Annotated in this window: 16 protein-coding genes; 7 read left to right on the forward strand and 9 right to left on the reverse strand. The window is 70.3% G+C overall.

Annotation, left to right across the window (positions count from 1 at the left end):
- Positions 1-31: 31 nt before the first annotated feature.
- The 4 genes from A3IC_RS0104445 to A3IC_RS52450 form a co-directional block, all read right to left on the reverse strand.
- Complete coding sequence (locus tag A3IC_RS0104445; RefSeq protein ID WP_020548864.1) at positions 32-802, reverse strand: SDR family oxidoreductase; 771 nt, start codon at positions 800-802, stop codon at positions 32-34.
- A gap of 89 nt (positions 803-891) precedes the next feature.
- Positions 892-1,881, reverse strand: a complete 990-nt coding sequence (locus A3IC_RS0104450; protein ID WP_020548865.1) for a substrate-binding domain-containing protein — start codon at positions 1,879-1,881, stop codon at positions 892-894.
- Positions 1,882-1,931: 50 nt separating this feature from the next.
- Positions 1,932-2,987 carry an ABC transporter permease gene (locus A3IC_RS0104455; RefSeq protein WP_020548866.1) on the reverse strand — a complete coding sequence of 352 codons (1,056 nt, stop codon included), beginning with the start codon at positions 2,985-2,987 and terminating at the stop codon, positions 1,932-1,934.
- Entirely contained in the window at positions 2,984-3,811 is an 828-nt protein-coding gene (locus A3IC_RS52450) for an ATP-binding cassette domain-containing protein (RefSeq protein ID WP_052173206.1), read from the reverse strand. Before A3IC_RS52450 ends, A3IC_RS0104455 begins: the two co-directional genes overlap by 4 nt.
- A gap of 139 nt (positions 3,812-3,950) precedes the next feature.
- Between A3IC_RS52450 and A3IC_RS52455 the strand changes: the two genes are divergently transcribed.
- From A3IC_RS52455 to A3IC_RS0104480, 4 genes are all read left to right on the forward strand, one after another.
- A complete protein-coding gene (locus A3IC_RS52455; protein ID WP_106668783.1) occupies positions 3,951-4,667 on the forward strand; it encodes a GntR family transcriptional regulator in 717 nt (238 codons plus the stop codon).
- Between the two features lie 100 nt (positions 4,668-4,767).
- Complete coding sequence (locus A3IC_RS0104470; protein WP_079026245.1) at positions 4,768-5,154, forward strand: fumarylacetoacetate hydrolase family protein; 387 nt, start codon at positions 4,768-4,770, stop codon at positions 5,152-5,154.
- Positions 5,151-6,185: a mannonate dehydratase gene (locus tag A3IC_RS0104475; RefSeq protein ID WP_020548870.1), complete on the forward strand. Its 1,035-nt coding sequence runs from the start codon at positions 5,151-5,153 to the stop codon at positions 6,183-6,185. The genes A3IC_RS0104470 and A3IC_RS0104475 overlap by 4 nt, the downstream gene beginning before the upstream one ends.
- A gap of 387 nt (positions 6,186-6,572) precedes the next feature.
- The gene (locus tag A3IC_RS0104480; RefSeq protein WP_040876131.1) at positions 6,573-8,642 is read left to right on the forward strand and encodes a SpoIIE family protein phosphatase; all 2,070 of its coding nucleotides are present in this window, start codon (positions 6,573-6,575) and stop codon (positions 8,640-8,642) included.
- A 78-nt stretch (positions 8,643-8,720) separates the two neighbouring features.
- Here A3IC_RS0104480 and A3IC_RS61805 read toward each other — a convergent pair whose 3' ends face one another.
- Positions 8,721-9,401: a hypothetical protein gene (locus A3IC_RS61805; protein WP_020548872.1), complete on the reverse strand. Its 681-nt coding sequence runs from the start codon at positions 9,399-9,401 to the stop codon at positions 8,721-8,723.
- Positions 9,402-10,381: 980 nt separating this feature from the next.
- Here A3IC_RS61805 and A3IC_RS68295 point away from each other — a divergent pair.
- The gene (locus A3IC_RS68295; RefSeq protein WP_158695801.1) at positions 10,382-10,942 is read left to right on the forward strand and encodes a hypothetical protein; all 561 of its coding nucleotides are present in this window, start codon (positions 10,382-10,384) and stop codon (positions 10,940-10,942) included.
- Between the two features lie 11 nt (positions 10,943-10,953).
- Here A3IC_RS68295 and A3IC_RS0104500 read toward each other — a convergent pair whose 3' ends face one another.
- On the reverse strand, positions 10,954-11,598 hold the full coding sequence (locus A3IC_RS0104500; RefSeq protein ID WP_020548875.1) for a dihydrofolate reductase family protein: 645 nt from the start codon (positions 11,596-11,598) through the stop codon (positions 10,954-10,956).
- Positions 11,599-12,441: 843 nt separating this feature from the next.
- On the opposite strand from A3IC_RS0104500, the gene A3IC_RS0104510 reads away from it, so the two are divergent.
- Together A3IC_RS0104510 and A3IC_RS0104520 are read left to right on the forward strand one after the other, a co-directional pair.
- Positions 12,442-14,235, forward strand: coding sequence for a bifunctional metallophosphatase/5'-nucleotidase (locus A3IC_RS0104510; protein ID WP_205353733.1), 1,794 nt, complete (start codon positions 12,442-12,444; stop codon positions 14,233-14,235).
- A gap of 1,343 nt (positions 14,236-15,578) precedes the next feature.
- Entirely contained in the window at positions 15,579-17,225 is a 1,647-nt protein-coding gene (locus A3IC_RS0104520) for a hypothetical protein (RefSeq protein ID WP_026217882.1), read from the forward strand.
- 126 nt (positions 17,226-17,351) lie between these two features.
- Here the strand turns inward: A3IC_RS0104520 and A3IC_RS0104525 are convergent, their stop codons facing one another.
- The 3 genes from A3IC_RS0104525 to A3IC_RS0104535 are packed head-to-tail and all read right to left on the reverse strand — an operon-like array spanning position 17,352 to position 22,350.
- Entirely contained in the window at positions 17,352-19,415 is a 2,064-nt protein-coding gene (locus tag A3IC_RS0104525) for a S9 family peptidase (RefSeq protein WP_063744800.1), read from the reverse strand.
- A 5-nt stretch (positions 19,416-19,420) separates the two neighbouring features.
- Positions 19,421-21,205, reverse strand: coding sequence for an N-acetylglutaminylglutamine amidotransferase (locus A3IC_RS0104530; protein WP_020548879.1), 1,785 nt, complete (start codon positions 21,203-21,205; stop codon positions 19,421-19,423).
- The gene (locus A3IC_RS0104535; RefSeq protein ID WP_079026247.1) at positions 21,193-22,350 is read right to left on the reverse strand and encodes a carboxylate-amine ligase; all 1,158 of its coding nucleotides are present in this window, start codon (positions 22,348-22,350) and stop codon (positions 21,193-21,195) included. The genes A3IC_RS0104530 and A3IC_RS0104535 overlap by 13 nt, the downstream gene beginning before the upstream one ends.
- Between the last annotated feature and the right edge of the window lie 708 nt (positions 22,351-23,058).

The raw sequence follows: 23,058 nt of genomic DNA on the forward strand, positions 1-23,058 counted from the left end.
GTGCTCCGGTGGTTGGTTGGTATCGGCGGGGTCAGTCGGGAAGCGCGACGGCCACCTGGGCGAGCAGGCCGCCGTCGACGGGCAGCGCGATGCCGGTCACGAAGCTCGCGCGGTCGCTCGCGAGGAAGGCGATGGCCTCGGCGACCTCGTCGGGGCGGGCGACGCGGCCGAGCGGGTGGCTACGGCCCCAGGTCGCGATCAGCGATTCGGCCTTCGCGGGACTGCCCGCGAAGCCGGCGGCGGCAGTGCGCAGCATGGGGGTGTCGACGGAGCCGGGGCAGACGGTGTTGGCGCGTACTCCGTGCTGCGCTTCGTCGATGGCGATGGAGCGGGTGAGGGCGTTGAGAGCGCCCTTGCCGGCGGTGTAGGCGGCGACGTTCTTCTGGGTGACGAAGGCCTGGACGGACGAGACGAGCACGATCGAACCCGCGCCGCAGGCGCGCAGGGCGGGCAGGGCGTGTTTGGCGGCGAGGAAGGCGCCCTCGACGTTGACCGCCATCACCTCCTGCCAGGTCGTGCGCGGGGTGTCGGCGGCGGTGCCGTAGCGCTGGATGCCGGCGCAGGCGACCAGGATGTCGAGTCCGCCGTGATGCCGGACGGCGTGCGCGACGGCGGCGGCGACCGAGGTCTCGTCGGTGACGTCGGTCTCGACATGGGTGATCGCGTCGTGGCCGGCCGCCTCCGGCGGTGTGACGGACGCGGACACCACCCGCGCGCCGCGGGAGGCCAGGAGTTCGGCCGCGGCCAGGCCGATGCCGCTGGAACCGCCGGTAACCAGTGCGGACTTGCCCTCGAATTCCATGGGTGTGCGGTCCTTCTGCGTGGAGACTGCGGGAGGAGGCCCCGGGGCCGACGGGGGCGGCCCCGGGACGAGGCGCGGGAGGCGCGGAGTTACTTGTACAGGGCCGTCTGCGAGGCCGGGTCGTCCAGGTTGTCCTTGGTGATGACCAGCGGGACGAGCGGCTGATCCTTGGGGATGTTGTGGTCGCCCCCGAGGTACTTCAGCGTGTTCTCCACGGCCAACTGGCCTATCTGGTACGGGTTTTGGGAGACGAGGGCGGTGAGGGTGCCGTCCCTGAGGTGGGTGGCCTCCTGCGGGCTCGCGTCGTAGCCGACCACGGCGATCCTGCCGGTCTTGCCGGCGGCCTTGACGGCGTTGGCCGCGCCCTCGGCGGTGATGACGTTCGAGGCGAAGATGGCGACCAGGTCGGGATTGGCGGTGATGGCGGACTGCACCAGGCCGGCGGCCTGCGTGGCGGAGTCGTTGCCGGCGTAAAGGTTGGCCAGCACCTTGTAGTTGGACTGACCCGCGAAGGCCTCCCGGTAGCCCTTCTCGCGATCGTCGATGGAGCTGATGCCCGGCTTGATGTGCACGAACACCACCTTGCCGCCTTCGGGCTTCTGCTTCATGAGCTCCTGGGCGCCGAGCGTGCCGCCCTTGGTGGAGCTGGCCGCGACGGCGGTGAAGATTTTGTCGCTGTTGACGTTGTTTCCGGTCGTCATCACCGGGATGCCCTTGGCGACCACCACGGCGATGGGGGCGGCGAGCGCGGTGGCGTCGGTCGGGTCGATGACGATGGCGTCCGGCTTCTTCTGGGCGACCGCCTGGAGGACGGGGATCTGCTCGGACGCCTGGAAGTTGGCCGGGCCCTGCACGATCGCGGTGGCACCGGCCGCCTTGGCCGCGGCCTTGAAGCCTTCGATCTCGGTCGAGTAGTACGGGTCGCAGGTGCAGCCGGGGATGAAGGCGATGGTGCGGTGCTTGCCGGAGCCGCCGCTGTTCCCGCCGGCGGGGGTGCTGGAGGAGGAACAGGCCGACAGGACGAGGGCGGTGGCCGTGGCGGTGGCCGCCAGCGCGGCTCGGGTGGTTCTGCGGGACATGGGGTGATCCGTTCCTTGTGTGCGGCGGAGCTCCGCGATGCTGCGAGGGGTCAGGACGCGCGCAGTTGCTGACGGCGTTTGATGTCGTCGATGGCGACGGCGACGATGAGGATGGCGCCGATGGCCACCGTCTGCCAGAACGGCTGGACGTTGACGATGACCAGTCCGTTGTTGAGCACGGCCGGGATCATGACCCCGACGGCGGTGCCGAAGATGGTGCCGCGGCCGCCGAAGAGGCTGGCCCCGCCGATGATGACGGCGGCGATGGCGACGAGGTTGTCGGCACTGTGGCCGCTGACCTGGGTGGTGGTGAACCGGGCGACGTCCAGGACGCCGGCCAGGCCCGCCAGGGCGCCCATCATGGTGAAGAGCACGATCTGATGGCGGGTCACCTTGATGCCGCTGCGGCGGGCGCCTTCGGCGTTGGAGCCGATGGCGTAGGTGTACCGGCCGAACTCCGTCCTGGCAAGGACGAGGCCGGCCACGACGGCCACGACGGCGGCGATCCACACGGGCAGCGGCAGCCCGAGCACCTGGCGCATGCCGATATCGGTGACCATCTGCGGCGGCAGCCCGGTGACGTCGGTGCCCTTGGTGATGACCTGTGCCAGGCCCAGGCCCATGCCGAGAGTGCCGAGCGTGATGATGAACGAGGGGATCTTCAAGCGGGTGACAAGGACGCCGTTGAGCAGGCCCCACGCCGCGCCGACGGCCACCGAGACGGCGATGCCGAGCGCGATGGCGGCACCGGCGTTGGGATATCCACTTTCCGCGGACCCGCCGACGGCGACGATCGTCTTGGCGGCGATCACCTGGCTGAAGACCAGCACGGATCCGATGGACAGGTCGAGTTGTCCGCCGATGATCAGATAGGCGGTGCCGACGGCCAGCAGGATTGTCCCGGAGGCGTTGAACAGGATGTTGCGGAAGTTGTCCGCGTTGAAGAACGTTTCGCCGGCCTGGACCGAGAAGGCCAGCACGAGGACGACCAGCGCCAGGAAGACCCAGTTGCTCGTCAGCGCGGCGACTGCGCGGCGCAGCCGGTTAGCGGTGTCCGAACCGGATGCGTCCGCGCCGACCGTGGAGGTGGGGACATGGGCAGTCATGACGTGCTTCCCTGCTGGTCGGTCCGGGCCCCGGTGGCCGCGCCCGTGATGGCGGCGACGATCTCGTCGTGCGAGGTGGTGGCGGGCGACAGCGTCGCGGCGGTGGAGCCCAGACGGAGCACGACGATGCGGTCGGCCACGTCGGTCACGAACGGCACGCTGTGGCTGATGACGATGACGGCGATGCCCCGATCCCGGGTGCGCTTGATCAGCCGGGCGACCTGCTCGGTCTGGACGAGGCCCAGCGCGGCGGTGGGCTCGTCCATGATGACCAACTCGCGGGCCCAGATCCCGGCCCGGGCGATCGCCACGGTCTGGCGTTGACCGCCGGAGAACATCCGCACCGGGGCCTGGTAGTCCGGAACGCGGGCGCCGAGGGTGCGCAGATACTCCTCCGCCTCGGCCTGCATCCGCTTGTTGTCGAGGACGCCCAGCCGGCCCAGCAGTCCGGCCCTGCGGCGCTCACGGCCCAGGAACAGGTTGGCGGGGGCGGACAGGTCGTCGGCCAGCGCGAGGTCCTGGTAGACGGTCTCGATGCCGGCGGCGCGGGCGTCCGAGGGGTTGGCGAAGTGGACCCGTTCGCCGCCTACGCGCAACTCGCCGCTGTCCGGGGCGAGGGCACCCGACAGGATCTTGATCAGCGTGGACTTGCCCGCGCCGTTGTCGCCCATCAGCGCCACGACCTCACCGGGGGCCACCGCCAGGGATACGTCGGTCAGTGCCGTGACGTGACCGAAGCGCTTGGAGATCCCGGTGGCAGAGAGCACGGGGACGTCCGGGCCGGCTGGATCGGGGGGTGGTGTCGTATCCGACAGATGCTTCATCAGCACGAGTCTTCCTCTCTCGTTGGCGACTCAGCTGCTCTCCGCAAGAAGTTCCAGGTGCCTCCGCTGGTAAACCGGAGATTGCCTGGGGGTTACGGATGCTTGCATACAAGTTCTCCAGTATGCAAGGATTCCTTTCGTGAAATCGGATCGAAACCTCGCGGGCGGCCCGCCGGCCCTCTCATCGGTGGGGCGGCTGCGGGTCCGCCGGCGCACCTCCGACCGTGTGTACGAGGAGTTGGCCGCGGCCATCCGCGACCTGCGGATCGAACCGGGTGCGTCGCTGTCGGAGACGGATCTCGCCGAGCAGTTGCAGGTCAGCCGTACGCCGTTGCGCGAGGCCATCGCGCGGCTCGTGGACGGCGGTCTCGTATCCGTCGTGCCTCAGGTGGGCACCCGGGTGGAGCCGATCCGGCTGCACGACGTGGAGCAGGCGCGCTTCGTCCGCGAGAGCCTCGAGTTGGCCGCGTTCGCCGCGGCCTGCGAAAAGGCGGAGCGGGACGTCGCCGGGCTGCGTAGCCTCCTCGCCGAACAGGAACGCTGCCACCGGGCCCACGACCTCGATGGCTTCTTCGCCGCCGACGAGGCGCTCCACCGGCAGGTCTTCGCGATGAGCGGCCATCTCGGCGCCTGGCAGCTCATGCAGCCGATGAAGATGCACCTGAACCGCTTCCGGCGGCTCGGCCTGCCCGACCCGGAGGCGGTGCGCGTTCTCATCGACGACCACACGGCGATCGTGGACGCGCTGGAATCCGGCGACGCGGCGATCGGCCACGAACACATCAGCAGGCACGCGCGCAGGGTCCTGGAGGCCGCCCCCGGCCTCCAGGGCCGCTACCCCGGTTACTTCGCCTGATGAGGACCGGGCGGGCCGGATCGGCCGCACCGACCGCGCCGGCCGCCGACGGCGGGTTCCGCACGTGGCCGGCCCTTCCTTCCATGCGGAAAGGACCATCATGAGATCCCTGCGTATCGGCACGCCCGTGGCTCGCCCCGGCATCGTGCCGTGCGTCGGCCTGAACCACGCCGCCCACGCCGCCGAGTCCGGATCGCCGCCGCCGGACCACGACGAGGGCCCCGACCCCCAGGCGCTCGGGCTGCGGTCCCGGGTCGACGGCGAGCCCCGGCAGTCCTCTTCGACGTCGGACACGATCCTCGATGTCGCCACGCCGATTCACCTGCTCGGCCGGGTCACGCTCCCGAAGCCCGGCGACATCGTCAACACCGGCACCGCCGAGGGCGTCACGCTCTCCGGCCGGTTCCCCCATCCCACCGAAGGCGACCTCGCCGAGGCCGACATCGACGGCCTCGGCCGGCAGACCCAGAAAGCGGTACGAGCATGACGCTGAGGCTGTCCCTCGGTCACATCGACGTCTACGACGACAGGACGGCGACCTTCGCCCATCAACTCGGGCTCACCGGCGTCCAGTTCCACACCCCCGACCTGCTGCCCGGCAAGGCGGGCCACTGGAGCCTGGAGGAGCTGCGGGCGCTGCGCGAGCGCTGCGACGCCGACGGGCTGCGCATCGACGGACTGGAGAACGTCCCCCTGGCACACTTCTGGAAAGTGCAGCAGGGCCTTCCGGGGCGGGACGAGCAGATCGAGAACTACCGCACGACCATCCGGAACATGGGCGCGGTCGGCATCGACATGCTCGGCTACAACTGGCTGCCCACGTTCGTGTGGCGCACCGACATGGATGTGGCGGGCCGCGGCGGCGCCAAGGTCACCTCCTTCGACCTGGCCGACATCGGCGCCGGCAACGCGCTCGCCTCCTACCGACTTTCGCCCACCGAACCGCCGTCCGAGCCGATCACGGCCGAGCAGATGTGGGCCAACCACCAGTACTTCCTCGACGCGGTCCTGCCCGTCGCCGAGGAAGCCGGGGTGCGGCTGGCACTGCACCCCGACGACCCGCCGGTGGACGAGCCGCTGGGCGGCGCGGCGCGCATCTTCAACTCACCGGCCTCGCTGGCCGCGGCGCGCGAGCAGGCGAAGGGAAGCCCGGCCTGGGGACTGGATTTCTGCCTCGGCACGGTCTCCGAGATGGGCGGCGAGGACGCCGTCAACGAGGTCGTCGACACGCTCGGTCCGCTCGGTGCGATCTTCTACGTCCATTTCCGGGACGTCCAGGGAACCGTCCCGTCCTTCCGCGAGTGCTTCCTCGGCGAGGGCAACTACAACCCCGCCCGTGTCATCAGCCGCCTCCACGATGTGGGCTTCGACGGCTTCATCATCGACGACCACGTGCCGGCCATGATCGGCGACCCCGACACCTGGCTCGACATCTCCCCCGACGCCTACTGCAGCCGTGGCCGCGCCCACGCGATCGGCTATCTCCAGGGCGTCCTCAACGCACTCGGCCTCGACTGACGCGATTCTTCTCCCCGAAGATTCGGTGTGAACCTCAAACGCCTTCCGGGCACGCGAGGACGGGTGCGCGCTCGATGGCGCCCGTGGGGGCGTGTCGGGTGGACGAACGCGTGTACACCGCATGGACAACGCCCGCCGCCGCAGCGCTCAGAGCCATCTCACCCATGTCCGGGTGGTCGAGTTGTTGCACTCCCACTGGTTCGCGGCGCCGTTGTCCGTGGAGTCGCCGCCCCCGTATCGAGCCGGGGTTGTCGGCCGTGCGGCGACAGGCGGTGCGGGTGCCGATGTGCTCCGCCCGGCTCTGGGGCTGAGCATGGAAGGAAGAAGGGTCTCGCGCGCGGCCGTGAGGGCTGCCCGTGGAGGGAGCGTTACAGGATGGATGTGCCGATGCCTCCCGAAGGCGAACGGTCCGAGAACGAGGCCGGGCCGTCGCCGCCGGGTGGGCTGCTGGACTTGCTCGGTGTCGCTGCGATCGTGCTGGACACGAGCGGGCGGATCGTGTTCTGGAGCCCGCAGGCGGACGACGTGTTCGGCTACTCCGCCGAGGAGGCCCTGGGCCGGCTCGCGGAGCGGCTTTTGGTTCACCCGGAGAACCGCGATTTGGTGCACAAGCTGTTCACCGAGGTGATGGGCACCGGTGCCAGCTGGGCAGGCGCCTTTCCGATCCGGCACAAGGATGGCGGCACCCGCCTGGCGGAGTTCCGCAACATGCGGCTGCTGGACGACCTCGGCGACGTCTACGCCCTGGGCATCGTCGCCGACCAGACCACCCTGCGGCGGGTCGAGACCGACCTGGCCCTGTCCGAGCGCCTCGTCTCGCAAGCGCCCATCGGCATCGCGCTGATGGACACCGACCTTCGCTACCTGCTGGTCAACCCGGCCCTGGAACGCATCAACGGCATCCCCGCCGCCGACCACATCGGCGCCCGCCCGCACGACATCGTGCCGTTTCTCGATGTCGACACCATGGAGTCCGCGCTGCGGCACGTGCTCCTGACCGGCACACCGCTCATCGACCAATACACCGTCGGCCACACCCCCGCGGACCCGGACCACGAACACGCCTGGTCCGTGTCGTACTACCGGCTCGAAGGATCGAACGGGAGGGTGATCGGCGTGGCGACCTCGGTCGTCGACGTCACCGAACGGCACCGGGCGACGACCGAGGCGGACCGGGCTCGGCGCCGTTTGGCCGTGATCGCCGACGCGTCCGCCCGGGTCGGCACCACCCTGGAGGTCGAGACGACCGCGCACGAACTGGCGGACGTCGCCGTCCCCGAACTGGCCGACTTCGCCGTGGTGGACGTCCTCGAGGCCGTCCTCGCCCTCCGCCGCACCACCGCTCCGTCCGAGGGTCCGGAGCTGTTCCGTGCGCTCGCCGTCGCCGCCGACGACCCCACCGAGGCCGCCGCCGCCTACAAGGCCGGCGACCTGGCCGCCTACGGCGCCGACCGGCTCATCACCCAGTGCGTGCACACCGGCCGGCCCGTCGTCGTCGCCCACACCGGCCGAGACGACCTGCTGCGGATCGCCCGCAACTCCGACGCCGCGAGCGCCTTCGCCCGGGCCGGTGTGCACTCCTACCTCGCCGTGCCGCTGATCGCCCGCAACGAAGTCCTCGGCGCCTTCGACCTGATGCGCGCCGGCAACCCGCTCCCCTTCGACGAGGACGACGTGATCCTCGCCGTCGAACTCGCCGCCCGCGCCGCCGTGGCCATCGACAACGCCCGCTGGCATCAAAGCGTCCGCAACGCCGCCGAGACCCTCCAGCGCAGCCTCCTGCCCGGCGAACCGCCGCAGCTGACCGGACTGGACTTCGCCTCCTACTACCAGCCCGCCCAAGCCTCCAACGAGATCGGCGGCGACTGGTACGACGTCATCCCCCTCGCCGACGACAAGACCGCCCTGGTCATCGGGGACGTCATGGGCAACGGCATCGACGCCGCCGCAACCATGGGCCGCCTGCGCACCGCCACCTGCGCGTTCGCCGACCTCGCCCTCGCCCCCGACGCGATCCTCCAACACCTGGACAAGATCACCCGCGGGCTGGAGCACTACATCGCGACCTGCCTCTACACCGTGTACGACCCCCACCGCCGGCAGTGCCACATCGCCAACGCCGGGCACCTGCCGCCCGTCCTCGCCCGCGAGGACGGGCCGCCGCATCTCCTCGATCTGCCCACCGGAGTGCCCCTCGGCGTCGGCGGCATCCCGTTCCTCACCACAACCTTCGAGCTGAACGCGGGCGACCGACTCCTCCTCTACACCGACGGCCTCGTCGAAACCCGCCACCACCCCATAGACGAGCGCCTGGACCTCCTGGTCCGCACCCTCGCACAGCCACGCCGACCCCTCGGCGACATGTGTCAATGGCTCGTGCAGGCCCTACGGCACCCCGACGACCACGACGACGTCGCCCTCCTCATCGCCCAGGCCACACCGCTGACCCCCACCTGATGCCGACCGGCGGTCACCGCCAATGAATGGGCCGGGGTCGCCGGCCGTGTCATCGCGTCGTGACCCGGCGTTGCTCTTCTAGCCCTGACCCAACACCAGCCGCTGGGCGGGGCGCACCGGTCGGCCGAAGTGGGCGCAGCGCTCCTCGAAACCCGGAGGAAGCCACGCGCCGCCCAGCAGCCGGGGGTGGGCCGGAAACGCCGCGAGCGCCGCGAGCGCGAACACCAGGGATGCCCACGGGGTGGCGACGCGCACGCACATGTACCCCTTCCCGTACATGTCGTGGTAGCGACACTCGAAGACGCCGGGCTCGGGCAGGTCGATCTGGTCGAGACCGGTGAAACCCAGACTCAGCGGGTTGCGGGGATGCGCGAGGTACGCCGACAGATGCGTGATGGTCAGTTCGCCGCCGCCGTCGTGCACCCAGCGCGGGACGGTGTCCTGCTGCGCACGCTTGCGGCGCGCCGCGTTGCCCAAGGCGTTCAGGGCAAGCGCGCCCACCACGAACCCCGGCCTCCCGACCGCGGCCACCCCGGTGCTGCGGTAACTGCCGTTGCCCACCGCGCGCAGCCTGAAGTGCTCCCCCGCCCCGGTCGCGAGCACGCGCTCCCCCGGCTCGATCCGGGCCGTGCTCGCTACGAGCGGGCGACGGTCCGCCTGGCCCGTGACGACATCGGCCACGATGTCGCAGGTGTGCCACAGGTATTCGTCGTTCTGCGTCCATCCGTCGGCCGACTGGGGGTTCGTCTGATTCCTCACGTCTGTCCCCTTGCCTGGCGAGCCCCGTGCTACGCCGCAGCTCCGAGTCTAAGACCGTGTCCCGCGTGGTGACTTGCATGAGTTGTTCATGGCGGATCAGTGCGGCGGCGAGGGCGAGGAAGGCCGGGTAGGGGTCGAATGTCGGTCTGTTCTCCACGACTTGGGCTTTCGGTGGCGGGGAGTCGGTGGTTGTGTGACATGGCTCGTGTCGGCGGTGTCTCGGGTGTTCCCGCTGTCCGGAAGAAATGAGGAAACTGCGTCTCGGCACGCTCTCCATGATGGGCATCCTGTCGGTGGCGCGCGGCCCGCATCCCAGGTGTTCGGCAAAGTCGATCAAGCCCACCCCACGCGCCCGACGCCGGCCGATTCTCGGACGCGGAGCCTGGGTTGCGGTGGGCGCGCAGCCTGAGTTGCACCAGGCGAACAGGAGGCGAAGAGTGGATCGTGTCACCGAGGGCGCATTGTTGAGCCCTCATCCGGGTGACCCTGGGCCGCGTCAGGAGCCGAGTCGGCACCGGCCGGCAGCCATCCTCCAACGCACCTGGATTCACTATGTCCGACACCGCCCGGCGACAGCTCTCCCGCATAGTCGGCGTCTCCTGCCTGGCCGCCGCGGTCGCGTTCCCGACTGCGGCCGCTGCCGCCCGTGATGCCGGCCCACAGGCTCCGAACACCCTCTCCATCGGCACTCCCGCATCGCCGACACCGCCGACACCCGTCCCCGAGCCGAAGCAACCCGACACGCCCGGGCCCAAGCAGTCGAACGCGCCCAACTCGCGCAAGATCTCGCCTACAGCTCTGCCCTCGCCCTGGATCCGCAGACCGCGCCGGAGAACAAGGCCGAACTCATCAAGATCTCGCAAGCGACCGCCGGCGCGCTGCCGGCCGCCCAGGACCCGAAGACCGCGCCCAAGGCGCCGGAAGACAAGGCCCGGGTCGACGAGATCCTGAAGGAGACCTCCAAGACCACCGCCGAGGCCATGGAGGTCATCCGGGACCCGAAGGCGACGCCGCAGGCGAAGGAAGCCGCGCATAAGACGCTGCAGACGACGCTGGCGGCGCGGACCGGCGCGATGCAGAATCCGGCGCAGAACCCGGCGCAGAATTCCAAGTACCAGGAGTTCCTGGAGGCGGTCAAGAGCTACGGTCCGCCGCAGGTCTGCCTCGACACGATCCAGCCGCACCGGTCAAGTCGGCCGGCCGGACGGATCCCTGTGGGGTCTCGCCGACGACTCGTGCGCCGACACGCTGGCCAAGGCCGCCGACGACGACGGCAGCAAGTGGAACAAACTGTTCCAGTGCGTCCTGAACAACGCGTTCTCCACGTGCGCGGTATACATCCCGCAGAACTGAACCGGCGGAACCGAGGCACGCCTCGCACGCCCGCGAACACGCCCCGCGACCTCCGCGTCACAACCCCGAACGGCGGGGTCGGCCTCCGTGCCGGCCCCGCCGTTCGCGGTCGGTCCACCGGTCTGGCCCTGCTCGAAGCAGCGCCGCGCCAGGCGGAAGCACTGCATTCGTTCCCGAACGGACGGTGAGCCGAATAACGTCACTTTCGCCAGAACAGGTGGTGTGTCACGCCGCTCGGGCTGGGGACGACGTCGAGGTGGAACCGGTCGAGGAGTTCGTCGGGGGACTCCCACAGCCGTATTCCGGACCCGAGCTTGACCGGTGAGACCACCACATGCATGGTGTCGACGAGGTCGGCGTCCAGGAACTCCCGGATGGTGCCGGCCCCGCCGCCGAGCCTGACGTCCTTGCCCCCCGCCGCCGCCCGCGCCCGCTCCAGGACCGTGGCCGGGTCGGCGTCGACGAAGTGGAACGTGGTGTCGGAGAGCGTGAACGAAGGACGTTCGTGGTGCGTCATGACGAACACGGGGGTGCGGAACGGGGGCTCGTCACCCCACCAGCCGCGCCACTGGTGATCGCGCCAGGGTCCGCGCTGCGGACCGAACTTGTTGCGGCCCATGATCTCGGCGCCGATGTTGCGTGCGTAGTCCCGGGTGAGGTGGTCGTCGAGGCCGCGGCTCCCCCCTGGCTCGGTGCGCATGGGCCAGCTCGCCGTGGCGCCGGCCCAGCCGAACAGACGCTCGGGATCGACGTGGCCGAACGGGCGCTCGAGGGTCTGATCCTCACCGGCACCGATCCCGTCACTCGAGACGTTGAAATTCTGCACTCTCAGTAGCTGAGTCATGTGTGTTTTCCTCCCATGCTGTCGACAACGGTGGTGAGACTCCCCCGGACCGGAAAACAGTCGTCACCGTGTCCGTGACCGGCCGGCCCCGGAAGGGGACGTCCGTCCCGGTGGACGCCCTTTCCTGCGGATCGGCAGAGCTTGGTCGATGGTGGTCCGGGGGTTCGACCGGGCTCGCGCATCGTTTTCACGAGGGGGTCGGAGTCGATTTCCCGTTCTCGACGTCGGGCGGCGGGCTTTTTCGAAGAATCTTCCGGCTGCGGTTCTCCTCGCGTAGGACAGCCCGGAACCGCCCCGGCCTCGGGGCATCGCCGCCATGTCCGGGCCGGCCTCGTGCCACGCGGTGGGATCGGCGACCGGCAGGGTTGCCTCGTGATCACGCTCGTCCGCCGCTGCGGCGAGCCGCGCGGCCGGATCCCGCGCCGCGTCGACGAACCGCTGTTCTCAGCCGACGGCCGCAAACGTTGAAGTCGTCCGAACTCCGCACGTCCGCCTCAGGGATGGGCCTGCGACGGCGGCGGCCGAAGCGGGATTGCCGCGATGTGCCGACCCGCTCCGTGTCGCGCCTCCGCCCGATCACGCATACGGCATTCGTGTGATTATCCGATTCCGTCGACGTGTTGGCGTGGGCCGACCCGCATCGCCGTGGAACATCGTCACAAGCAGCGACAACAAGTCGGCGTCACGGGCCATCCGGGCTTGCGATGTTCTCGTCCTGGCGGAGGGTTCGCCTGTCCGTCTCCGCGTGTCGGCCCATCGCCGGGCGCCGGGTGGTGGAGGGCTGCGCGCGTTTCACGATGCGAGGTCGAGGTGTACCCACCCGCGTCCTCAAGGAGGTCATCGGTGCAACGACCATTGTCGCGCGTCGCGCTGGTCGCAGCGTTCAGCGCGCTGCTCACCGCAATGGCCTTTTCGCCCGCCCACGCCGAAGCGGTTGCCGAACCGGTCTCGGTGCAACTCTTGAACATCACCGACTTCCACGGCTACCTCAATCCCCCCTCCCCCGGCTCGGACGGGGTGATCACCGGACCGGACGGCGCCGCGGTGACGGTGGGTGGGGCCGCCTACCTCGCGACACACACGAAGCGGCTCCGGGCGGGTCACCGGAACTCGCTGCTGTACGCCAGTGGCGACACCTTCTCCGGTTGGCCGTTCGAGGTCGCGGCGTACCAAAACGAGCCCACCATCGAGGTGTTCAACGCACTGGGTGTGCGCTTTTCGGCGCTCGGCAACCACGAACTCGACGTATCGCCCTCCTTCCTGACCGACCACATGGAAAACGGCGTGTGCTTCGGCACGATCGGTCAGGACAGTTGCTTCACCGACTCGACCGGGGCCCGTTTCCATGGCGCGGACTTCGACTACCAATCGGGCAACATCGTGGGCGCCGTCTCGGGGCAACCAGTGGTTCCCCCGTACCGCATCGAAAACGTCACCGACGCTGCGGGCCATGTCTTTCGGATCGGATTCATCGGCATGACCGTGCCGGACGCACCACGCGGTTCCACGTCGTACCAGCCGGATCTACGAGGGCTCGACATCGTGGAATCCACCAACAAGTATGCCGCCGAACTGGTCGCGAAGGGGGTTCGGGCAATCGTCCTCAACATGCACGAGGGCGCCTGGCCGAAGAGTGGAATGGCGGCCCCCTATGACAGTTGCGACCAGGTGGAGGGTCCCGCCGTCGATATCGCCAAGCGTGTCTCGCCGGACGTGGACGTCGTGGTCACCGGGCACTGGCACGGTCACTTCAACTGCATGGTCGATGATCCTGCGGGAGTTCCCAGACCGGTCGTGGAGGCCGGGCACCATGGGTCGTTGATCAACGAAATCGATCTGGCGTTGGACCCCGGTACGGGCGAGGTCATGCGCAAGCGCACCCGCTCGGTCAACCACCCCGTCACGCGCGACGTTCCCGCCGACCCGGCGATGCAACGAATCGTGGACTATTGGAACGCGCGATCCAACACCCGATACGTGTCCGCATTGGCCACCCAGACGGGCGACTTCCTGCGTGCCCGGAACGAGGCCGGCGAGAGTACGGCCGCCGACCTCTTCGCCGATGTGCAGTACTGGGAGGCAAGTCGCACTCCTGCGGGCAAGGCCGATCTGGCGCTCTTGGCCGTTCCGCCGGAGCCGTTCGCCAATCCGCTCGGCGGTGATCTGGCCTACGCCAAGGGCTCCCTCGCCGAAGACGCCGACGGCCGGATCCTGTTCAGTGAAGCCTGGGGAGCCTACGGATACGGCAACCCGGTGCTCACGGTGAGCATCACCGGAGCCCGCTTGAAGGCGATCCTGGAGCAGCAGTGGCGCGTGGCGGAGAACGGTTCCGAATTCATGGTGCCGCTCGCCGTCTCGCGCAACGTGTCCTACTCCCACGATCGCAACCAGCCGAGGGGTAGGCGCGTCGGCTCTTCGGACGTCACCGTCGACGGGAATCCGCTCGACCTCGACCGCACCTACCGGGTGGCCGCCCTCGCCAACACGATCCTGGGCGCGGATGGGTTCTCCTTCGGTGACTACACCAACGCCGTACGCGGCAGCCTGGACAGTTGGGCGTTCATCGCGTACTTGCGGGCGCATCCGACGATTTCGCCCGCTCCGTTGGACCGGGTCCGGATCAAGTCCGAAGCGTAACCGAGTGCTCGACCTGGCGCCGGACGTACCGTTCGAAGCGTTCGCCCCGATGCGAAACCTCATCACGGTCGCCGGTCGGGGCACTGCGCCTACCGGTCGCAGGAGCCGACAGAGCGGCACGGTCGGCCAAACGCACGGCCACGGCTTCGACCGGTCGTCTCCGAACCGAACGCCCGTGTGTGAGTGCCCGGAAACCGTCCGGTGCGCGTCAGCCGTGGGCGGAACGGCAGAAGCGGGCCTCGGGGGCATCCTCTCCCCGGCCGCTGAACCGAACGCCGAAGCCACAGGCGGCCCAGGGGTCGACGGCGCCCCCCTTGGACGTGGTGCGGTCGGGTTGACCGCGTCGGGGTGATGTCTCGGCGGAATGGTCGGCGCGGTCCGACGCGCCGGATCCACGGGACGACGGGGAGGATGCGGTCGATCGGGCGTCGGCGCGCGAGCCCTCTCGCTGCGGGTCGGATGGTGCGGTCTCCGCCGAGGTCGCGGGTGTCGCGGGGCCGGTGGAGCCGAGGGGATTCGTCGTGGACGGCAAGCTCCCGGGCGTGCCGGCGCCGGGCAGCGGCACGCTGTTCGCGGCCAGGGCGGGATCGAGGGCTCGGGTAGGGGTGGTTGCCGGCGCGGTGTCGCAGGCGGCCACGAGCAGGAGCAGGAGAGCGGCTGCGGCGGCCGGTCGAGTGATATGCACGCGTTCCTCCGTGAGCACGAGGTTTGTCCCGTAGGGGGTAACGCGTGCATGCTCGGGGAGTTACTCCGGTGCCGGGGTGGCCTCGCGGCGCGAGTCACCAATCACGGTGGGTGGTTCACGGACACGGATTCGAACCCACCGGGTTCGGATGTCTTTCGGCACAGGTCGTGTCGGCGTCCTCGACCGACCCGGGCAGGTCTTTCGGTGGTGCCACCGCCGCAATCCGGCGACTGATCCGTTGCCCGGGCGTGGGTCGCTCGTTGAACCGGTACCGCGACCGGCGCGCCCACGCGACGGCATGGAAGCCGGGTGCCGGAATCACCCGATCGACGACAGCGAGGAGCCGACCATGGCCGAGAGGATCATCTTGTCGCCGGGTCGGGCTCCGTCTTGCCCGGGGCCGTCGGACGGGGGACGTCGACCTGTGCGAAGGTCTCGGACGCGTTCGACCGGAATACCCGTACCGGGCCGCACTCGACGCCTGGCCCGACGGCCCTGTCCGCATCCCGCGGCCACGGGGGCCGCGCGGTCCCGGACCGGAACAATGAGCGCCGCGCTTCGCCCGGGGCCACGCACCGGTCCGGCCACCTGCGCGCCGGCGGCCTCTCGCTGACGACGTCCGCGCCCACTCGAACCGTCCGAGAGCTTGGGAGAACCGTTGACCACCCACGCCTCCGCCGTCCCGGCCACGCCCCTTTTCGTCATCGAGTACCCCGAAGACGGGACCGCGACCGTGGACGGTACGCCCGTCTACGTTCCCGAGGGAGCGGAAGCCCGGCATGCCGCCATCGACGAGGTCCGCTTCACGGCGTCCCTCCTCGACCGGCCCGTGCGCGCGATCGACGTCGATCCGGACGGCACGCGCTATCCCCTGCTCGTCGACCCGGACGGCACGCTCACGTTCCTGGCCGAGCCCCATCCCGATCCCGACACGGACATCCCCGACGACGAGGCATACGCCCCGTCGTGCGAAGGGGACGCGGCACCGACCGACGGCCACGACGGCGACTTCGGCGAGTGGTGGGTCGACAGCGACGGAAACGACTCGCACACGCGGGCCTCCGACGAGCACGACCCGCACGCACCGCCGGACCTGCCCGAAGCCGCCCCGCCACCGCCCGAACAGCCGCCTTCGACCCCGCCCGCACGACCCGGTCGCGCGCGGCGGCGTGCGTCCCGCTCCGGTCTCCGCGTCGTGCCGGTCGCGATCGGCCTCGCGGTCGCCACGGCGGTCACGGTCGTCGCGGTCCTCGTATGGCCGGACGACGAATCCGCGGGGTCACGACCGAGCGCGACCTCGCGTGCCGAGCCCGCGGCGGTCACCGCGCCGGCCGGCTGGCGGCAGACGTCCGCCTGGTCGCGGTCGATCGCGCCGCCGGGGGCCGGCCGGCCGAGCGTGGCAGCGCTCGGGGGTGTGCTGGCCGTACTCACGCCGGACCGTCGTGTCGCCCTCCTCGATCCGCACGACGGGCGGATCGATCGGGTCGGTGAGCCGCTGCCGGCGGGCGACGCCGCGCTGCACGCGACCGGCGACCCGGCCGCGCCGGTGCTCGTCGCCGAGACCGAGGGCCGGCTCCTGGTGTGGTCGCCACACCGCGCCCAACCCTCGCCTCCGCCGACCACGGTCGAACTCGCGCCCGGCGCCCACGTCAGCTACGCCGGCGCCCTCCCGCTGGTGACCGGGCCCGACGGATCGGCCGCCGCGCTGCGCGGCGATGCCCTCACCCCGGTTCGGCCGTCGCCCGGAACCGTAGCGATGGCCGCCGACGCGGCGTACGTCCTCGCGGGGCGCTCCGTCGGACCCTGGGAGCTGCTCGGCTTCGACGGGAGGACACGCGTGGTGGCTCCGCTGCCGCCGCGTCCCGGCGCGCGCATACTGCGCATGGCCGGCGGCGGGCACGGGACGGTCGCCGTCGTGTGGTCCGGCCCCGGGGACGGCAGCGAAACACTCGCCGTGCACGACTCCTCCTCCGGCCGGGTACTCGCCGGCGCCGACGCCCCCACCGGGTCCCTGTCGAGCGCCTGGATCCACCCGGACGGCAATCCCACGGCGGCTTTGGGACCCGTCGTCCTCGATCTCGCCGAGGGGCGCGCGTCGGTCACCCCGGGCTTCGTCGCCCGCTCTGTCGCCGGCGGCCGGGTGTACGGCACGCGCGACGGCCACTCCGTCGCGTTGACGGTGTCCGGCGTCGTAGCGGTGCCGGACCACGCCGCCATCCCCTGGAGCGTCAGCGCCGGCCGCGCGATCCTGCTCACCGGGGACGGGGACCGAGCGGTCCTGCACGCCGTGGATCCGGCTCCGTGATCGCACATGCCGGGCATCTTCGTGGTGGTGTTTCCGGGCGCGCTCGAAGCTCGTCGGCGTGGAGCGTCCCGAAACCCCGCCGGCGTCCGTCGCGGCGCTCGGTGCAAGGCGGATCTCGGCCGTGCCTCAACCGATCAGGTGTCGTGACATCCAGTGTTCGATGGCGGTCCCCGCCCGCGCGCGGCTGTCGGCGTGCAGGAACTCGTGTCCTTCGTCGGGAAGGAGCAACAGCCGTGCGGGGATGCCGCGTTCTCGGGCCGCGCGCACGATCCGGCGGGATTCGTCCGCCGGGACGTTGGTGTCGTGTTCGCCGTGCACCGCGAGGAAGGGCACGCGCAGAGCGTCGATCCGGTTCATCGGGGACAGTTCTCGCAGGAGTTCGCGGTCGTGACGCGGGTGACCGTACTTGACGGCGGCCGAGCGCGCGAGCCACGGTTCGGTGCCGGCGAAGAACGCCGTCAGGTCCGACATGCCACAGATCGCGATGCCGGTACGGAACAGCTCGGGATACCACGTCAGGGCGGCGAGGGTGAGGTACCCGCCGTACGAATGCCCCATCACCGCGAGCTTGTTGGGGTCCGCTCGCCCGGTGAGCACGATGTGCGCCGCGCAGTCCGCGACATCGTCGAAGGCCCGGAACCGTCCACGGCCGAGGTCGGCGTCGACGAACGATCGGCCCGCTCCGGCGGAACCGCGCACGTTCGGCGTGAACACGTCGATGCCGCGCGCGAGGAGGCGATGGTGCAGCGGGTCGAAGACGGGCCGCGCCTCCTCCTCGGGGCCGCCGTGCAGTGACACCACGCACGGCCCCGGGCCGCCCTCGTCGCGGCCCGGGGCACGGTAGTACCAGCCGGCGGGTGCGAGCCCGTCGCGTGCGGGCACCCGCAGTGGTCGGGGCACGACAGGTGCCTTCCCGTACGCCACGGTGTCGGCGCTGCGCGAGGACCACGGCGTGCGGGTCGGCCCCGCCGCGTCGGCGGTCAGCCGCCATACGCCGGGACGCCGCCGCGAGCCGGAAAGCGCGAGCCACCAACCCGCGGGGCCGGCCGGCGCCACCCGGGTGACCACCTCGTGGGCCAGCGGCACGGTCCGCAGGCGCGTCGCGGCCGGACCGGATGGGCGCAACGTGACGAGCTCGGCCGCACTGCGACCGCTTTCGTTCCACGAGAGCGCGGCCGTTCGCCCGTCGGCGGCAATCGACAACGTCTCCAGGTCGGCGCCCGCGCGTTCGGTGGCGACCCGGGTACGGACGAGCGAGCCCGCGGTGGTGAGTTCGACGCGGATCAGGGCCGCGAACTCGCGGTCGGCGTCGCTACGCACCCACAGGGTGCGACCGTCGGGGGCGAACCGGCCGATCCACGGGTCTCCGTCCGCCGCGCGCAGCACGCACATGGGCTCGACACGGGCCGAGGACACGACCACGGCCTGGCGATGTCCGCGTGGGCCGCGTCGTAGCAGCACCAGTCGGCCGTCGGCGCTCACGTCGCACACCCGCAGCGTCGCCGCACCCGCCTCGAACGCGAGCAAGGTCGGTGAACGAACGCCGTCGGGGTCGAGCAGGTAGGCGGCCGATCGACTCTCACCCGCTCGCTCCCAGGCGTCCGCGTCGGCGGCCGGCGCGCGAATCAGTCGGTCCGAGGCCGTTCCGACGCCCCCATACCCTTCGCCGGCGGGTCCGGTCCGCGAGGGCGCGGCGGAGATCGCGCCGAGGTCGGCCGTCGCCGGTTCGGTCGTCGTGACGCATACCGACCGCCCGTCGCGCGTCCAACATCCCAGGTGTGCGGAGCCGCCCGCCGTCGCGTCCGCCAGGACGCGGCGGCCCGAGCCGTCCGGGTGTACACACAACACGCGGGTGTGCCCTCCGCCGCCGGTGGTCGCGGTGTAGGCGATCCAGCGCCCGTCCGGCGACCACGACACCTCCGTTACGGGATCGGCACTGCTGTCCAGCAGGTGTGGTTCCTCGTCGCTCGCGCGCCCGACCCAGAGCTGGGGCACACCGGCCCGATCACAGACGAAGGCCACGTGTTCACCGGTCTGGTCACCCGAGGGGTACCCGCACGCGTGCGCCCGCGCCCAGCGGTGGGGGCCGCGCCCGCCGACGGCGTCGGGCAGCGCGAGGGTGACGGGCACGCCGACGGCGTGCTGCTCGTGGTCCCGATCGCCCGTGTGCGCCCCTTGCGGGTCGTACATCGTGATCACTCGATTCCGTGACTTTGGAACCACATCTCCAACAGGGCCACCTGCCACAGCGCGTTCGCCCCGCGCCGGGTGCGGTGCGTGTCGGGCGCGGCCATCAACTCGGTCACGAACTCCGCGCGGAAGATGCCTCGTTCGCGGGCCTGCGACGTGGACAGCGTCTCCCTGACGCGGGCCAGTACGGGGCCGGCCATGTGCCGGATCGCGGGAAGCGGGAAATATCCCTTCGTCCGGTCGACGATCTCGGCGGGCAGTATGTGGCGCCCCGCGTCCTTGAGGATGCCCTTGCCTCCCTGGGCCAGCTTGAGTTCGGGTGGACACGCCGCCGCCAGTTCGACGAACTCGTGGTCGAGGAAGGGCACCCGCGCCTCCAGGCCCCAATCGGCGGTCATGTTGTCGACGCGCTTGACCGGGTCGTCGACCATCATCACGTGCGTATCCAGGCGCAGCGCCGCGTCCAACGCGGTCTGCGCGCCGGCGGCGGCCATGTGGGCGCGTACGAGTTCGCCCGAGACGTCGCGGTCGACCAGCATGTGAGGTTGCAGGATGCGGGCCAGGTCGGCGTGGTCGCGGTCGAAGTAGACGTCGGCGTACCGCTGGGGCTCTCGTTCGCGGGAGACGGCGGCGAGGTCCGGGTACCAGTGGTAGCCGGCCAGGATCTCGTCGGCGCCCTGCCCGCTCTGTACGACCTTGACGTGTTTGGCGACCTGTTCGGACAGCAGGTGGAACGCGACGACGTCATGGCTGACCATCGGTTCGCTCATGGCGGCGATCGCGCCGTCGAGGGCGGTCGGCAATCGGTCCGAGGGCACGAGGAGTTGATGGTGGTCGGTGTCGAAGTGGTGGGCGACGACGTCGGAGTAGTGGAACTCGTCGCCGCTCTCGCCGCCCTCGGTTTCGAAGCCGACGCTGAATGTGGCCAGGTCTTCCTGGCCCACCTCGGCGAGGAGCGCGACGATCAGGCTGGAGTCGAGGCCGCCGGACAGCAGCACGCCCACCTGTACGTCGGCAACGGTGCGTCGGCGTACGGCCGTTCGCAACGAATCGAGAAGCGCGGCGCGCCAATCGGCGGCGGTCATGTCCGCGTGTTCGACACGGCGGGTGTAGTCCGGTTGCCAGTAGCGATGGTCGCGGTACTCGCCGTCGGGCTCGATGACACGCACGGTGGCGGGGGCGAGTTTGCGTACGCCCGCCAGGATGGTGCGCGGGGCGGCGACGGTGGCGTGCAGACTGAGGTACTGGTGCAGGGCGACGGGGTCGATCGAGGTGTCGATGCCGCCGCCGGCCAGCAGCGCCGGCAACGACGAGGCGAATCGCAGTCGGCCGGGTTCCTGTGCCAGATACAGGGGCTTGATGCCGAGGCGGTCGCGGGCGAGCACCAGTCGGCCGCTCGCGTGTTCGGCGATCGCGAACGCGAACATCCCGTAAAGGCGGTCGACGCAGTCGATCCCCCATTCCCGGTACGCCTTGAGCACGACCTCGGTGTCGGAGGTGGAGAAGAAGCGGTGACCCAATCCGCGCAGCGTCTCCCGCAGTTCCCGATAGTTGTAGATGCAGCCGTTGAAAACGCCGGTCACACCCGTATCGGGGTCGGTCATCGGTTGTGCGCCGTGCTCGGACAGGTCGATGACCTGGAGGCGGCGGTGGCCCAGTGCGATCGCTGCCTGGCACCACATGCCGCGGCCATCGGGCCCACGCGGCGCCAAGCGGTCGGTCATGCGCTCGACGCCGGCCAGGTCGGGTCGTGTGCCGTCGAAACGTATTTCACCGCTCAGGCCGCACATCGCTTACCTCCTCGGTTCGAGGTGGTTCGGGTACCGGGCCGCGGCCGCGTGGTCGGGGGACGGTCGCCGCGGGTGAGCGCGATCAGGTCGCTCACCGCGTCGACCCATCGCTTTTGAGGCGCGTACCGGCGCAGTCGGTGTGCCTCGCTGCCGCGGGCGAGTTGTTCGTGGGCGAGAAGGTTCACCGTCGCCCAGTCGTCGAAGGACTCCAGCCGGGAGCGCAGTCGCGACAGCATGGTGTGCACGACGTCGGACGCGGAGGCCGGTTCGCGGGTGAGCGGATCGACCAGCGGGCCTTCGAGGCCGGAGCGGGCCGCACGCCAGGTCGCGGCGCGGAGCCACTCCGTGCGGGCGGTGGGCTCGTCGGCGCGGTCTTCGCGCACGGCTTCACATGCGTCGACGACGAGTGCGCGGAACAGGCCCGCGACGAGGACGACGGTCTCCGTCCGCGGGCACGCGTCGGCGATGCGCAGCTCCAGGGTGCGCTGGTGGGCGGAGGGGCGAACGTCGTAATAGACCATGCCGGCGTCGCTGATGACCCCCGAACGCACGAGATCGGCGAGGGTGTCGTCGTACTCGGCGGCTGACGCGAAATGCCCGGCGGGCCCGGCGGTGGGCCAGCGCTGCCACAGGAGCGTGCGCCAACTCGCGTATCCGGTGTCGGCGCCGAGCCAGAACGGTGAACTGGCCGTCAACGCGAGCAGCACCGGCAACCATGGGGAGACGAGCGACATCGCGCGCACGGCCGTGTCCCGGTCGGGCACGTCGATGTGGACCTGCGCCCCGCAGATGAGTTGTTCGTCCGCGACGAGGCGGTAGTCCCGAGCCATCTCGGCGTAGCGGTGATCGGAGGTGGTGCCGATGTCCTCGGCGCGGGCCAGCGGTACCGTGCCGGCGGCGACGACGGCCAATCCGAGGGCGTCCGCCGCGTCGGCGAGCGTGCTGCGGGTCTCGCGGAGGTCACGGTGCAGGTCGTCCAGGGTCGCGTGGACGGCGCTGTTCGTCTCGATGACCGACCGGCGGAACTCGGGGGTGTAGGTGTCCTCCGACAGTCGCCGGAGCAGCGCGGGCGCCTCCGACACAAGTCGTCGACTGTCGGCTCCGACGACGTGGAATTCCTCTTCGACTCCCACTGAAACACGCACCAGAGGCTCCTTGACTTGCAATACCCGACACGATCACCTATGCGCATGTTGGCGACGTAGGCGTTTACGCCTATTCGGGCCGGGCGACCGCCTTGTGCGATCAGGGATGCGCCACTGCTGCCCGGAAATGACGAAGACAAGCCTGGGATGTGGGATTACAGCGCGTGATGTACGCCGCAGAGCACCGGCTGGGGAGGCGCCCGACCGTCGTATCCGCTTCGTGACCGGAACCCGGACGCGCCGATGGAAGTACATTCGGCCCCGTGCGGACGGTTCTCGGACGCACTACGTTTCGCGGCCGAGATTGCTCCGGCGGGTCGGTACGAGTAAATAATACCGTAGACCATTATACCGATCCTGGAGGCGTTGCCAGATTTCGCCGACCAGCACGATTTCGTTTACGGTCCACCCGGCCGGAAGAAGGGCCACGGAGCGGATGTCCGAACTTTCGAAGTAATGGAACCAAGGGTATTTCGTGCCGATGTGCGCCGCGCAACGGCCGCGCCGACCGCCGCCGCCCGGAAGACGCCCCGTGTCGGAGGCGGGTGTTAGGTTCCGTGTGCTGAATGAGGCCGGTCGGAGTACCTTCGAGGTCCGCGGTCGTGGGGGGTGGGGCCGGTCGGGCACAACCGAACAATGGAACGATCCCTTCCGGGACAGCCCCACCGGCATCCGTACCTCACCCCCCTCATCCGCAGGCGTGGGCCG

This window comes from Embleya scabrispora DSM 41855 (assembly GCF_000372745.1).
Lineage (GTDB): Bacteria > Actinomycetota > Actinomycetes > Streptomycetales > Streptomycetaceae > Embleya > Embleya scabrispora.

Bases quoted from the DNA above. Each gene is read 5' to 3' on its own strand.
- A3IC_RS0104445 (WP_020548864.1), bottom strand. From the start codon at position 802: ATGGAATTCGAGGGCAAGTCCGCACTGGTTACCGGCGGTTCCAGCGGC.
- A3IC_RS0104450 (WP_020548865.1), bottom strand. From the start codon at position 1,881: ATGTCCCGCAGAACCACCCGAGCCGCGCTGGCGGCCACCGCCACGGCC.
- A3IC_RS0104455 (WP_020548866.1), bottom strand. From the start codon at position 2,987: ATGACTGCCCATGTCCCCACCTCCACGGTCGGCGCGGACGCATCCGGT.
- A3IC_RS52450 (WP_052173206.1), bottom strand. From the start codon at position 3,811: ATGAAGCATCTGTCGGATACGACACCACCCCCCGATCCAGCCGGCCCG.
- A3IC_RS0104470 (WP_079026245.1), top strand. From the start codon at position 4,768: ATGAGATCCCTGCGTATCGGCACGCCCGTGGCTCGCCCCGGCATCGTG.
- A3IC_RS0104475 (WP_020548870.1), top strand. From the start codon at position 5,151: ATGACGCTGAGGCTGTCCCTCGGTCACATCGACGTCTACGACGACAGG.
- A3IC_RS0104480 (WP_040876131.1), top strand. From the start codon at position 6,573: ATGCCTCCCGAAGGCGAACGGTCCGAGAACGAGGCCGGGCCGTCGCCG.
- A3IC_RS68295 (WP_158695801.1), top strand. From the start codon at position 10,382: ATGGAGGTCATCCGGGACCCGAAGGCGACGCCGCAGGCGAAGGAAGCC.
- A3IC_RS0104500 (WP_020548875.1), bottom strand. From the start codon at position 11,598: ATGACTCAGCTACTGAGAGTGCAGAATTTCAACGTCTCGAGTGACGGG.
- A3IC_RS0104525 (WP_063744800.1), bottom strand. From the start codon at position 19,415: ATGTACGACCCGCAAGGGGCGCACACGGGCGATCGGGACCACGAGCAG.
- A3IC_RS0104530 (WP_020548879.1), bottom strand. From the start codon at position 21,205: ATGTGCGGCCTGAGCGGTGAAATACGTTTCGACGGCACACGACCCGAC.